This window comes from Sodalis sp. RH24 (assembly GCF_047324145.1).
GTDB lineage: Bacteria > Pseudomonadota > Gammaproteobacteria > Enterobacterales > Enterobacteriaceae > Acerihabitans.
The window spans coordinates 4,990,509-5,004,418 of sequence record NZ_CP178729.1; the positions used below are offsets into that span (position 1 = coordinate 4,990,509).

At 60.6% G+C, this 13,910-nt stretch carries 10 protein-coding genes; 8 read left to right on the forward strand and 2 right to left on the reverse strand.

Going from position 1 to position 13,910, the window contains the following annotated elements; genetic code table 11:
• Positions 1 to 30: 30 nt before the first annotated feature.
• Positions 31 to 879, reverse strand: a complete 849-nt coding sequence (locus tag ACL2XG_RS22705) for a MurR/RpiR family transcriptional regulator (RefSeq protein WP_413721185.1) — start codon at positions 877 to 879, stop codon at positions 31 to 33.
• 180 nt (positions 880 to 1,059) lie between these two features.
• On the opposite strand from ACL2XG_RS22705, the gene murQ reads away from it, so the two are divergent.
• From murQ to tadA, 3 genes are all read left to right on the forward strand, one after another.
• On the forward strand, positions 1,060 to 2,001 hold the full coding sequence (gene murQ, locus ACL2XG_RS22710; RefSeq protein ID WP_410013986.1) for an N-acetylmuramic acid 6-phosphate etherase: 942 nt from the start codon (positions 1,060 to 1,062) through the stop codon (positions 1,999 to 2,001).
• 192 nt (positions 2,002 to 2,193) lie between these two features.
• Complete coding sequence (yfhb, locus tag ACL2XG_RS22715; RefSeq protein WP_410013987.1) at positions 2,194 to 2,832, forward strand: phosphatidylglycerophosphatase C; 639 nt, start codon at positions 2,194 to 2,196, stop codon at positions 2,830 to 2,832.
• Positions 2,833 to 2,887: 55 nt separating this feature from the next.
• On the forward strand, positions 2,888 to 3,403 hold the full coding sequence (gene tadA / locus ACL2XG_RS22720; protein ID WP_413721184.1) for a tRNA adenosine(34) deaminase TadA: 516 nt from the start codon (positions 2,888 to 2,890) through the stop codon (positions 3,401 to 3,403).
• On the opposite strand, the gene mltF is transcribed toward tadA, so the two are convergent.
• On the reverse strand, positions 3,393 to 5,024 hold the full coding sequence (mltF, locus tag ACL2XG_RS22725; protein ID WP_413721183.1) for a membrane-bound lytic murein transglycosylase MltF: 1,632 nt from the start codon (positions 5,022 to 5,024) through the stop codon (positions 3,393 to 3,395). The two genes, tadA and mltF, sit on opposite strands and share 11 nt — an antisense overlap.
• A gap of 223 nt (positions 5,025 to 5,247) precedes the next feature.
• Here mltF and purL point away from each other — a divergent pair, with 223 nt between their 5' ends.
• From purL to glnB, 5 genes are all read left to right on the forward strand, one after another.
• Positions 5,248 to 9,135 (forward strand): phosphoribosylformylglycinamidine synthase, encoded by a 3,888-nt coding sequence (gene purL, locus ACL2XG_RS22730; RefSeq protein ID WP_413721182.1) that lies wholly within the window; start codon positions 5,248 to 5,250, stop codon positions 9,133 to 9,135.
• 648 nt (positions 9,136 to 9,783) lie between these two features.
• Positions 9,784 to 11,220, forward strand: a complete 1,437-nt coding sequence (locus tag ACL2XG_RS22735) for a sensor histidine kinase (RefSeq protein ID WP_410013991.1) — start codon at positions 9,784 to 9,786, stop codon at positions 11,218 to 11,220.
• Positions 11,221 to 11,222: 2 nt separating this feature from the next.
• On the forward strand, positions 11,223 to 12,008 hold the full coding sequence (locus tag ACL2XG_RS22740) for a two-component system QseEF-associated lipoprotein QseG (RefSeq protein ID WP_410013992.1): 786 nt from the start codon (positions 11,223 to 11,225) through the stop codon (positions 12,006 to 12,008).
• Positions 12,008 to 13,345: a two-component system response regulator GlrR gene (gene glrR, locus ACL2XG_RS22745; RefSeq protein ID WP_410013993.1), complete on the forward strand. Its 1,338-nt coding sequence runs from the start codon at positions 12,008 to 12,010 to the stop codon at positions 13,343 to 13,345. Before ACL2XG_RS22740 ends, glrR begins: the two co-directional genes overlap by 1 nt.
• A 65-nt stretch (positions 13,346 to 13,410) precedes the next feature.
• On the forward strand, positions 13,411 to 13,749 hold the full coding sequence (gene glnB / locus ACL2XG_RS22750) for a nitrogen regulatory protein P-II (RefSeq protein ID WP_331122444.1): 339 nt from the start codon (positions 13,411 to 13,413) through the stop codon (positions 13,747 to 13,749).
• Positions 13,750 to 13,910 lie beyond the last annotated feature (161 nt).

Consider the following 13,910-nt stretch of genomic DNA (forward strand, 5'->3'; position numbering starts at 1 on the left):
GCGCCGGCGCATCTCTCGTCAGGATGGGGATTATACTAATTTTTTGAGCAGTTCTTCGCTATGGCGGATGCGCTGCGGCGCATTTTCCAGGTCGCGCTGCACCAGCGCCATAAACAGCAGATCGGTCAGCGATTGCTGAGCGATGGTGGAGGAAATGGCGCCGCTGCGCTGCGCCTGTTCTTCCGCCACCGTGTAGAGGGCGATATCGGCGTGCTGTTGCAGCGCATTAGGCGAGAAGTGAGTGATTGCCATCACCCGCGCCCCTACCCGGTGCGCCTCCTGCGCCGCCAGGTTAATCTCGCGGCGCGCGCCGCTAAAGGAGATGGCCAGCAGCAGGTCATGGGGGCTGACCGCCTGGATGGTGGCCAACAGTACGTGCATGTCGGTTTCCGCCACCGCCGACATGCCGATTTTCATCAGCTTATAGGAGAAATCCTTGGCCACCAGGCCGGATGCGCCGATGCCGACGATAATCACCCGGCGGGCCTCCTGCAACATGGCCGCCGCCTGGCGGAGTTTTTCCTCGCTATTGATATCAAGCGTCGCCCGCAGCGCGGCCACTTTTTCCGTCAGCAGCTTTTCGCCCACCGCTTTCAGCGGATCGTCGCTTAAGATATGGTTATGCACCCTGATGGACGGCAGCTCATAGGCGCCGGCCAAGGTTTCGCTGAGCGCCAGTTTTAACGCCGTAAAGCCTTTGTAACCCAGCTTTTGCGCGAACTTCACCACGCTTGACTGGCTGACGCCTGCCTGTTCGGCGACTTTTTGCGAGCTGAGATGCCTTGCCTGGTCGGTTTGCGTTAAAAGATAATTGGCCAGCTTGCGGTCGTTGAGCGATAGCGAGCGATATAGCTGACGAATACGAAGCACACTGCTCATAACAAAAGACTCATAACGAAAAACTCATAAAACAACGGCCCATTAACAAGGGATTATAAATAAAGCGCCCAGGGTGAACATGCATGTCGAACCCTGCCATGGCCATTCCGCTCCGGAGACGACAGAGTACAGAATTTTCTCGCCTGCCGGAATTTAATATTCAATAATAGATTCAATTAAATGAATAAAAAATTCAATGGTGACGAGATGAACAATGATGTGGCAACCCTGGGCGCGTTGGTATCGGAGACCCGTAATCCGGCCTCGATGAACCTGGATATGCTCTCCACCCTGCAGATGGTGACGTTGTTTAATCAACAGGATCGCCTGGTGCCGGAGGCCATCGGCCGCGAATTACCCGCCATCGCCGGGGCGGTGGATCTGGCGGCGGCGGCGCTTGCCGCCGGCGGTCGCCTGATCTATCTGGGCGCCGGCACCAGCGGCCGGCTGGGCGTGCTGGACGCGGCTGAATGTCCGCCCACCTTCGGCGTGCCCGAAGGCATGGTGGTGGGGCTGATCGCCGGCGGGCCGGGCGCCTTGCTGAAAGCGGTGGAGGGGGCCGAGGATAGCCTGACCCTGGCCCGGGATGATTTGCAGGCCATCGGACTGCGCGCCGTGGATATGGTGGTCGGGCTGGCGGCATCGGGCCGTACCCCGTACGCGATCGGCGGTTTGCGCTATGCTGCGGGGCTGGGGTGTCCCACGGCGGCCATTTCCTGCAATCCCGGTTCGCCGCTGGCCCGTGAGGCGCGTATCGCCATTTCGCCCGTGGTGGGCCCCGAGGTGCTGACCGGCTCCACCCGGATGAAGTCCGGCACCGCGCAAAAGCTGGTGCTGAATATGATTTCCACCGGCGCCATGGTGAAACTCGGTAAGGTCTATCAAAATCTGATGGTGGATGTGAAGGCCACCAACATTAAACTGGCGGATCGCGCCTGCCGTATTGTGGCCGAGGCGACCGGCTGCGATACGGCGCGGGCCGGTGAAATCCTCGCGTTGACCGGCTATGCGGTGAAACCGGCGATTTTGATGATCCTCACCGGGGCTGACGCCGACGAGGCGGCGCGCCTGCTGTCGGAGCACCGGGGCTATTTGCGCCATGCCCTTGATGCCGGGAAATAAAACACCGTTTTCAGGGCGCGGTAAACAGGCTACATCCACCAGTACTGTCTACACTGATAACAACCGTATGCGCATGCGCGTATTTTTCCCCTTCCGGCGCCGGACATGTTGTCCGTGGGCCGGCATGATCGTTACCCTGGCGACGGGGACGGACGCCCGGGATCATAAGATATTTTAACCGGAGGAGTTGTTTTGAGTCGCACAGCAGCCTCGCGCATAGTTTTTTTCGATTTGGACGGCACGCTGCATCAACAGGATATGTTCGGTTGTTTTCTGCGTTATCTGCTGCGCCACCTGCCGCTGAACGCCATCCTGGTCCTGCCGGTATTGCCGGTCGTCGGCATCGGGCTATTGGTGAAGGGGCGCTCGGCGCGTTGGCCGATGAGCCTGTTGTTATGGGCAATTACCTTCGGCCACAGCGAAGCCCGGCTTATCAAGTTGCAGCAACGTTTTGTCGTCTGGTTCCGCCAGCGGGTCACCGGCTTTCCCATCGTGCTGCAGCGCCTGAACGACTATTTGGCCAGCCAGGATGCGCAGGTGTGGCTGATCACCGGCTCGCCGGAACCCTTGGTGCAAGGAGTGTACGCCGACGCGCTGTTTTTGCCGCGGGTTAAGCTTATCGGCAGCAGGATGACCCGCCGGCACGGCGGCTGGGTATTGACCCTGCGCTGCCTGGGGCATGAAAAAGTGGCCCAGCTCGAGCGCGAACTGGGCACGCCGCTTAAGCTGTTCAGCGGCTATAGCGATAGCCAGCACGACAGCCCGCTGCTCTATTTTTGCGAACATCGCTGGCGCGTCACCCGCGAGGGCGAGTTAAAACAACTGGATTAAAAAATCCCTTTATCCCTGTATAATCACCGGCTGCGAATCATCCGGGAGAACAGATATGCACGGCGAACAGGGCGACGAAATCTGGATGCGCCATGCCCTCTCCCTGGCCGGCCGGGCCGAAGGCGAGGGCGAGGTGCCGGTGGGCGCGGTGCTGGTGCTGGACGGCCGGGTCATCGGCGAAGGCTGGAATCGTTCCATCGGGCGGCACGATCCCACCGCCCATGCGGAAATCATGGCGCTGCGCCAGGGCGGGGCGGTGCTTGGCAACTACCGGTTGGTGAATACCACGCTATACGTCACGCTTGAACCCTGCGTAATGTGCGCCGGCGCGATTATCCATGCGCGCGTCGGCCGGCTGGTCTTCGGCGCCAGGGATGAGAAAACCGGCGCGGCGGGTTCGCTGTGCGATGTGCTGCGCCAGCCGGGCATTAATCATTGCGTGGCTATTACCGAGGGCGTACTGGCCGGGGCGTGCTCCGCCCAGCTGAGCGCGTTTTTCCGCGCCCGCCGCGAGGCGCATAAAGCGCGCCGCCTGGCGCTGAAGTCCCAGGACCCGACGATTACGGAATAACGCCGCCGGGCCGGATCCAGGGCGGCGCGGCCACGGCGCCGGTCGCATTGGGCGGGAACAGTCCGGTGATCTGCGGCGGGATTTTCGCCGGCGCCGGGCCGGGCGTCGCGGCCGGGGACGGGGCTAGCGGTTCAGCCTCGGTCGCCGCCAGCTGCGCCGCCTTTTTCTCTTTCTCTTCCAGGTAGCCGTTCAGGCTCATTTCGTAGCGCCGGATATTTTCCACGTAATTGTAGGCTTGCTGGCCGCGCGCATAGCCGTAAGTGGTTTGCTGATAGTAGCGCGGCTGGCTGAGCATCGGCAAGCGCAGCTTGACGTCCACCCAGCTGTCGGGATTGCCCTGCTGCTTTGCCGTCAGGGCGCGCGCGTCCAGCATATGCGCATAACCCATATTATAGGCGGTCAGCGCAAACCAGATTTTTTCATCCTCGGGAATGGTATCGGGCACTTTTTGCATCATGCGTTCCAGATACAGCGCCCCGCCCCGGATGCTTTGTTCAATGTCCAGCCGATCGGTAATGCCCAGGCTATCGGCGGTGGCGCGGGTCAACATCATCAGGCCGCGCACGCCGGTGGGGGAGACGGCCTGGGGATTCCAATGGGATTCCTGATAGGAGATGGCCGCCAGCAGTTTCCAGTCGATTTCCTTGGCATATTGCTGGAACAGCCCTTGCAGCGTCGGCAGCGTGGCGTCTATGGAGGTCAAAAAGGTCTTGGTGTCCACGTAATCAAAACTGCCCACGTGGCCGAGATATTTTTCCTCCAGCCGCGCCATGGTGCCGTCCGCTTCCTGGCCGCTGAAAAAATCCAGCAGGGCGGCGGAAAGGTTGTCGCTATTGCGCCGCGGCAGATACCAGGTGACCGGCTCCTCGTCGCTGACGTCAAAGGCCACGGCCAGCTGCGGATGCACCCGTTGCAGCAGGCCGACGGTCGCCGAATCCACCAGCGTATAGTCGAGCTTGCCTTCGGCCACCTGCTCCAGCAGCGCCTTGCTGCTGAGATCGGAGGATACCTCCCATTGCAATTGCGGATATTTTGTTTCCTTCAGGCCGCGCAGCAGCGAGATATGCGCCGACCCGGAGGAGACGGCCAGCCGGCCCTGCAGGGCGCCGAGGTTTTTCGGCCGCGGCTGGCCCAGGCGGTACACCAGTTGCTGGGAAACGTAATAGTAGGCGGGGCCGGTGGTAAAACGCTGCAGGCGGTCGTTATTGTAGAGCAATCCGGCGGCGAGCAGATCGGCATCGTCGTTGTCCAGATCGTCGAACAGTTCATTGAGGGTATGGCGCTGGCGGATGACCAGCCTGACCCCCAGATAATCGGCGAAACGCTTCGCCAGTTCGTAATCGAAACCGGTTTGCTGGTTGTTGGCGGTATAAAAGCTCAGCGGAGCGTCGATGGTGCTGACGCGCAGCGTTCCCCTGGCTTTTATCTGGCTGAGTTTATCGTCCTGCATGCTGTGCCAGGGGACGTTTAACCACAACGCCCAGGTCAGCAAGACGGCGATAACGCCGGTCACGACATAATTTAATTTAAAACGCTTCAAATAGTTATCTCTCGCCGGGGCGATTTTATCGCGGTCTGTGATCGCGGTGTTATTATCTTTTTTTCCCTGGGGTCGGAGCATTTTGCTTAACAAAACGCCAAGGTGCAAATTTATTGCATTCCCGCCGCGGGGACGTTTTAACAAGAAGAATCGCAACAATAACCGCGCAAACGGTTTCGTCCGCCGCCGGGATTCTCTATAATGGCGCGCGTTTCCCCCCTGAAGCTGCGCTAAAGATGCGCCCCATGGCAAGCCGTACCCGAGCACCTTTGGTCGCCGGTTCAAAGACGAGAGATCTTTTATTATGGAAATACTGCGTGGTTCGCCCGCTCTGTCGGCATTTCGTATCAACAAGCTATTGTCCCGCTGCCAGGATGCCCGGCTTCCGGTCAGCGATGTCTATGCTGAATATGTCCACTTTGCCGACCTGAGCGCGCCGCTTTCCGCCGACGAGCTTGCCCGGCTGCAACGGCTGCTGAAGTATGGCCCCTCTCTCGCCGAACATGCGCCCCAGGGCCGGCTGCTGCTGGTTACGCCGCGTCCCGGCACATTATCCCCCTGGTCGTCGAAGGCCACCGATATCGCCCATAACTGCGGGCTGGCGCAGGTCAAGCGCCTGGAACGCGGGCTGGCGTTTTATTTCCAGGGCGCGTCGATGACCGGTGACCAGTGGCGGCAACTGGGGACGTTGCTGCATGACCGGATGATGGAAACCGTCTTCGGCGAACTGGAGCAGGCGCAGGCGCTGTTTGCCCATCACGAGCCCGCGCCGGTGCGCACCGTGGCTATGCTCGCGGACGGCCGCGACGCCCTGGAGCAGGCCAACCAGACGCTGGGGCTGGCGCTGGCGCCGGATGAAATCGACTACCTGCTTGAGGCGTTTACCCGCCTGGGCCGCGATCCTACCGACGTTGAGCTGTATATGTTCGCCCAGGCCAACTCCGAGCATTGTCGCCATAAAATCTTCAACGCCGACTGGATTATCGACGGCCAGGAACAGCCGAAGTCGCTGTTTAAAATGATCAAGAACACCTTTGAACAGACGCCGGAGTTTGTCCTGTCCGCCTATAAGGACAACGCCGCGGTCATGGAGGGACCGGCGGTGGGACGTTTCTTCGCCGCACCCGGCAGCGCCCGTTACGATTATCACCAGGAAGCGGCGCATATCCTGATGAAGGTGGAAACCCATAATCATCCCACGGCTATTTCACCCTGGCCCGGCGCCGCCACCGGCTCCGGCGGCGAGATACGCGATGAGGGCGCCACCGGCCGCGGGTCCAAGCCCAAGGCCGGCCTGGTGGGCTTTTCCGTCTCCAACCTGCGCATTCCCGGTTTCGGCCAGCCGTGGGAAGAGGATTTCGGCAAGCCGGATCGCATTGTCAGCGCGCTGGATATCATGACCGACGGTCCGCTGGGCGGCGCGGCGTTTAACAATGAGTTCGGCCGTCCCGCGCTGACCGGGTATTTCCGCACTTATGAGGAGCGGGTCGACAGCCATAACGGCGTTGAGCTGCGCGGCTACCATAAGCCCATTATGCTGGCGGGCGGCCTCGGCAATATTCGCGACGGCCATGTGCAGAAAGGAGAGATCACCCCCGGCGCCAAGCTTATCGTGCTGGGCGGCCCGGCGATGAATATCGGTCTCGGCGGCGGCGCGGCGTCCTCGATGGCGTCCGGCCAGTCGGACGCCGATCTCGACTTCGCCTCGGTGCAGCGCGACAACCCGGAAATGGAGCGCCGCTGCCAGGAGGTGATCGACCGCTGCTGGCAGATGGGCGACGACAATCCTATTTTGTTTATCCATGACGTCGGCGCCGGCGGGCTGTCCAACGCCATGCCGGAGCTGGTCAGCGACGGCAATCGCGGCGGGCGTTTCCAACTGCGGGATATTCCCAACGACGAGCCCGGCATGAGCCCGCTGGAAGTCTGGTGCAATGAATCGCAGGAACGTTATGTGATGGCGGTGGCGCCTGAACAGCTGGCGGCCTTCGAGGCCATCTGCCGCCGCGAGCGCGCGCCCTTCGCGGTGATTGGTGAGGCGACGGAAGAACTGCATCTCAGCCTGGACGACAGCCATTTCAACAACCGTCCCATCGATTTGCCGCTGGACGTGCTGCTCGGCAAAACCCCGAAAATGACGCGCGACGTTGTCCGGCTGCCAGTGGCGGGCACGCCGCTTAACCGCGGCGGCATCGAGATGGCCGAGGCGGTAAAACGGGTGCTGCATCTGCCGGTGGTGGCGGAAAAAACCTTCCTGATTACCATCGGCGATCGCACGGTCACCGGCATGGTGGCGCGCGATCAAATGGTCGGGCCGTGGCAAGTGCCGGTGGCGGACTGCGCGGTCACCACCGCCAGCCTGGACAGCTATTACGGCGAAGCGATGGCCATTGGCGAACGCGCGCCGGTGGCGCTGCTGAATTTTGCCGCCTCGGCTCGGCTGGCGGTGGGCGAAGCGCTTACCAATCTGGCGGCGACCCAGATTGGCGATATTAAACGCATCAAGCTTTCCGCCAACTGGATGGCCGCCGCCGGCCATCCCGGCGAGGATGCCGGCCTGTATGACGCGGTCAGGGCGGTGGGCGAGGAGCTTTGCCCGGCGCTGGGCCTGACCATTCCGGTGGGCAAGGATTCGATGTCGATGAAAACCCGCTGGCCGCAGGGTGCTGAGCAGCGTGAAATGACGTCGCCCATGTCGCTGGTGATTACCGCCTTCGCCCGGGTGGAAGACGTGCGCGGCACGGTAACCCCGCAGCTGCGCGCCGGGCAGGATAACGCCCTGTTGCTTATCGATCTGGGCGCCGGGCATCAGGCGCTGGGCGCCACCGCCCTGGCGCAGGTCTATCGCCAGCTGGGCGACGATACGGCGGACGTGCGCGACGTGGCGCAGCTGGGCGGCTTTTATCGCGCGCTGCAGCAACTGGTGGCGGACCGCGTTCTGCTGGCGTACCACGACCGTTCCGACGGCGGCCTGCTGGTGACGCTATTGGAAATGGCCTTTGCCGGCCATTGCGGCCTGGATATCGATATCGCGGCCCTTGGCGAGGATACGCTGGCGGCGTTATTTAATGAAGAGCTTGGCGCGGTGATCCAGATCGCCGCCGGCGATCGGGATCGCGTCGAACAACTGTTCGCCGACCATGGCCTGGCGGATTGCCTGCGTTATCTCGGCCGGGCCGAAGCGGGCGACCGGGTGGTTATCCGCCGCGCCGACCGCGCGGTCTATAGCGAAAGCCGCACCCTGCTGCGCACCTGGTGGGCGGAAACCACCTGGCAGATGCAGCGTCTGCGTGATAACCCCGACTGCGCCGACGAGGAGCACGCCGCCAAGCAGGATGATAGCGATCCGGGCCTGAATGTCGCGCTGAGCTTTGACCCGGCCGAGGATATCGCCGCGCCTTATATCGCCAGGCAGGCGAAGCCCCGGGTGGCTATCCTGCGCGAGCAGGGGGTGAATTCCCATGTGGAGATGGGCGCGGCGTTCCATCGCGCCGGCTTTGACGCCATCGACGTGCATATGAGCGACCTGCTGTCCGGGCGCCGTGATTTGCAGGAGTTCCAGGCGCTGGTGGCCTGCGGCGGCTTCTCCTACGGCGATGTGCTGGGCGCGGGGGAGGGCTGGGCCAAATCCATCCTGTTCAATCCGCGCGTGCGCGACGAGTTCGAGGCGTTTTTCAACCGTCCGCAAACCCTGGCGCTGGGGGTGTGCAACGGTTGCCAGATGATGTCCAACCTGCGCGAGCTTATCCCGGGGGCCGAACTGTGGCCGCGCTTCGTGCGCAACAAGTCGGAACGCTTTGAAGCCCGCTTCAGCCTGGTGGAGGTGACGCAAAGCCCCTCGTTATTGTTGCAGGGCATGGTCGGTTCCCGCCTGCCCATCGCCGTATCCCACGGCGAAGGGCTGGTGGAGGTGCGCGATGCCGCGCATCTGGCGGCGCTGGAACATGCGGGCCTGGTGGCGCTGCGGTTCGTGGATAACACCGGCAAGGTTACCGAAACCTATCCGGCCAATCCGAACGGGTCCCCGAACGGCATCACCGCCGTGACCAGCGCCAACGGGCGGGTCACTCTGACCATGCCGCATCCTGAGCGGGTATTCAGGACGGTGAGCAATTCCTGGCATCCCGGCGAGTGGGGCGAAGACGGTCCCTGGATGCGCATGTTCCGCAACGCGCGCAAACAGCTGGGCTAAGCCGGCCGTGGCGCTCACGGCGCGCGCGGCGGCATCCTGTGCGTGCCGTGGCGCCGTCCCGTCAGAGGCTAATCAGCGGCTGTCGGCTCGTTGCCGGCGCTTTTTTTTCACGTACTCCGCCGGTGGGGCAGCCGAAAGCAAAGTGTCGCTTTAATTCATTTCTTAAGATAATTCTGTCTCTTTTTGGAGACACTTAATTAATTGTTTTTTAATGATATTTTATTTTACTGCGATTTATGTCTCTTTCGGGAGACAAACGGTGGCGCCGGCCCGGGCAGTACAATGCGGTATAGGGGTCGATACCAGAAAATGTTATTTATTTTCAACGTATTATAAAATTATTTTATTTATGGCATGAATGCTGCATACTATAGCCCAGTTGCTCATTCACCCCGATATGACAGCGCCGTTTACGCTTAACCAACGGCTTTTGCTTCATAACTACCGAATGACGCCAAAGAACGGTGCCTATCGTCCAACATACCGATAATTGCCTTACGGCTTTATCACCCACAGGACGACACGTTGAGTGAGGCACCCCCTATTCCGATAAAAAAGCACTTGCCCGCGGGCCAAGTGCTTTTTTTATGCTTTCTTCAAGCCACCGAACCGGATAGCATCGGCAAAGACTTTGTCGGCAATCACAGGATGATTTTTTTGAAGACGTGGCGTCCCTTTCCCCGATCTCTGCGGCAACTGGTGATCCTGGCCTTTACGCTGGTGCTGCTGCCCCTGCTGTTACTGGCTTACCAGGCCTGGCAAAGCCTGGATAATCTTAGCGAGCAGGCGGCGGATATCAACCGTACCACGCTGTCGGACGCCCGGCGCATCGAGTCCATGGGCAGCGTGGCGCTGGAGATGGAGCGCAGCTATCGCCAGTATTGCGTGCTCGACGATGAAACCCTGGTCACCCTTTACCAAAACCAGCGACGGCAATATACCCAAATCCTCAACGTCCGCGCCGGCATGCTGCCCGATCAACGCTATTATCAGCGGCTTACCCAACTGCTGGACCAGCTCGCCGCCATTCAATGCGAAAACAGCGGACCGAATGCGCAGGCGTCCGCCTTGCTGAGGGATTTTTCCCATGCCAACAATGATATGGTGCAGGCCACGCGCAATGATATTTTTACCCGCGGCCAGCAATTGCAGCGGGCCATCGCCGAGCGCGGCCGTTTTTTCGGCTGGCAGGCGCTGCTGCTGTTTATGTTTAGCCTGGTGCTGGTGATCCTCTTTACCCGCATGATTATCGGTCCGGTGAAAAGGGTCGAAAAAATGATTAACCGGCTTGGGCAGGGACGGCCCCTGGACGATTGGGTCTCTTTTACCGGCCCGCGTGAAATCCAGTCGCTGGCGCAGCGCATTTTATGGCTTAACGAACGATTGTCCTGGCTGGAATCCCAGCGCCATGAGTTTTTACGCCATATCTCCCATGAACTGAAAACGCCCCTGGCCAGCCTGCGCGAGGGCACGGCGCTGCTGGCGGACGAGGTGGCCGGTCCGCTGACGCCGGATCAGCAGGACGTGGTGGCCATCCTGGACAGCAGCAGCCGTCACTTGCAACTACTGATCGAACAGCTGCTCGACTACAATCGCAAACTGGCCGACAGTCCGGCGGACTATGAAGATATCGCTCTCGGCGCCATGATCGAGCGGGTTATTACCGCCCATAGCCTGCCGGCCCGCGCCAAGGACATCCATACCCTGGTGGCGCTGGAGTGCGAACGCGTCAGGGCGCAGCCGGTGCTGTTAATGCGCGTGCTGGACAATCTCTACTCCAATGCGGTGCACTATGGCCCGGAATCCGGTAACATTTGGATCCGCAGCCGCACTTCGTCCGGTCGCCTTATCCTGGACATCGCCAACAGCGGAGAGCCGATCATGCCGGCGGAGCAAACCATGATTTTCGAGCCGTTTTACCAGGGCCGCGTTCAACGCAAGGGCGCGGTTAAAGGCAGCGGCCTGGGATTAAGCATCGCGCGTGATTGTATCCGCAGGATGAACGGCGAGCTTAACCTGGTGACGGTGGAGTATGCCGGGGTCTGCTTTCGGATAGAATTACCCTTAACCGCCGAGAATGAATAATAATGATGTTACGTACCGCACCGGCGATGGGCAGATTGACGCTAAGCTTTAATCGCCTGATTCGCTTTTCCTTGCCGCCGGCATCAATACGCGGGCTGTTCAGGCCGGTATGCCTGCTGCCCGTGCTGCTGGCGGGATGCCATGGTTATCCCGCTCACCGCGATGTGGCCGGCTCTTCCACGGCCCAGGTGCAGCAGGTCTCGCCGCCGAACCGTTTCGCCGCCGAATGCAACGAACTCTGGCAAACCGACGCAGAATCCACCCTGGCCGACCCCGGCTACTGGCTGCGCGCCATGCAGTGCGCCGAACGCATAACGCCCACCCAGGCGCGCGCCGAAGCCGGGCATCAGTCGGGCGAGACCTGGCATGACGCCTTCAGGCAGAGTATTTTGCTCAATTCAGCCGGCATCAGCGTGATTGAACGGCGCGAGTCTTATCAGCACCTGTTGGAATTCCGTTCCCAATTTCCCGCGACGATCTATCCGCTGTTTAAAATGTGGCGCCAACAACAGGCGCTGCGCCTGATGCTGGCGGAGGAGCGCAGCCGCAGCCAGCGGCAGCAGGAAACCAGCGCCAGCCAGATAGACATGCTGCGCATCCAGCAGATGGAGCTGCAGCGTAAGCTGGACGTGACCACCCGCAAACTGCAGAACCTGACGGAAATCGAGCAGCGGTTATCCTCCCGCAAGCAGCTGTCGCCGGATATGCCCGACAACGACGATAACGACGCGCCGGACGCCGCCGCGGGCCGTGGCGCCGCCGGACCACAACAGGGAACCGGTAAATAATGAGCCAACATCAAACCGCCCATTTATTATTGGTCGACGATGATACCAGCCTGCTGAAACTGCTGGGCATGCGCCTGACCAGCGAAGGATTTACCGTCACCACCGCCGAAAGCGGCCAGGACGCCCTGCGCGTGCTGGCGCGGGAAAAAATCGATCTGGTGATAAGCGATCTGCGCATGGACGAAATGGACGGGCTGGCGCTGTTCGGCGAGATCCAGCGCCATCAGCCCGGCATGCCGGTGATCATCCTGACCGCCCATGGTTCCATACCCGATGCGGTAGCCGCCACGCAAAAAGGCGTGTTCAGTTTCCTGACCAAACCCGTCGACAGGGATGCCTTATACCAGGCTATCGATCATGCCCTGCAACTGTCGATGCCGGCGGGCGACGACAGCTGGCGCGAGTCAATCGTCACCCGCAGCCCCCTCATGCTGCGGCTGCTGGAGCAGGCTAAAATGGTGGCGCAGTCGGATGTCAGCGTGCTGATTAACGGCCAGAGCGGCACCGGCAAGGAGATCCTGGCGCAGGCGATCCATGCCGCCAGCCCCCGCGCCAAACATCCTTTTATCGCCATTAACTGCGGCGCGTTGCCGGAGCAGTTGCTGGAGTCGGAGCTGTTCGGGCATGCCAAAGGGGCGTTTACCGGCGCGGTGAGCAGCCGGGAGGGTTTGTTCCAGGCGGCCGCGGGCGGGACGCTGTTCCTGGACGAGATTGGCGATATGCCGCTATCCTTGCAGGTCAAGCTGTTGCGCGTCCTGCAGGAGCGCAAAGTGCGCCCGCTGGGCAGCAATTGGGATGTGGATATCGACGTCAGGATCATTTCCGCCACCCACCGCGATCTGCCCAAGGTGATGGCCGCAGGCGGGTTTCGCGAAGATTTGTATTACCGCCTGAATGTGGTCAGCCTGAAATTGCCGGCGCTGCATGAGCGTGCCGAGGATATCCCGGTGCTGGCCAATCATTTGCTGCGGGCGGCGGCGCTGCGCCATAAGCCGTTTGTACGCAGCTTTTCCACCGATGCCATGAAACGTCTGATGGCGGCCAGTTGGCCTGGCAATGTACGTCAGCTGGTTAACGTGATAGAACAGTGTGTGGCCCTGACGTCGGCCCCGGTCATCAGCGAAGCGCTGGTGGAGCAGGCGCTGGAGGGGGAAAATACCGTCTTGCCGACGTTTGTTGAGGCCAGATTGCAATTTGAATTACATTATCTGCGTAAATTATTGCAGATCACCAAAGGTAACGTTACCCAGGCGGCGCGTATGGCCGGACGTAACCGCACTGAATTTTATAAGCTTTTGTCTCGTCACGAGCTGGACGCTAACGACTTTAAAGCCTAAGTTGGCTCTCTTTTTACCCATGCTGCGCGGCCGGCGTCGCCGGGCTGCCTGAAAAAGGTTTTACGATGAAAAAAATCGATGCAATTATCAAACCGTTCAAACTGGACGATGTGCGCGAGGCGTTGGCGGAAGTCGGCATCACCGGCATGACCGTCACCGAGGTGAAAGGCTTCGGGCGCCAGAAAGGCCATACCGAGCTTTATCGCGGCGCGGAATATATGGTGGATTTTTTGCCCAAGGTAAAAATCGAGCTGGTGGTGGCCGATGATATCGTCGACAGCTGCGTCGATACCATCATGCATACCGCCCAGACCGGTAAAATCGGCGACGGTAAAATCTTTGTTTTCGACGTTGCGCGCGTTGTGCGTATCCGCACCGGCGAGCAGGACGAAGAAGCGATCTGACGCCCGCCGTTATTCCCGCGCCCGCGGCATATACCGCTGGGCGGGGAGTCCCGTGGTCATGAAAAAATTCCCCGCCGGCATGAAAAAAAATCCCAATCCCCTTGCGACCCGCGCGTGCCCGCCCTTATGGGCGCGCGGCGACGGAATCGTTTGCTTAAAAA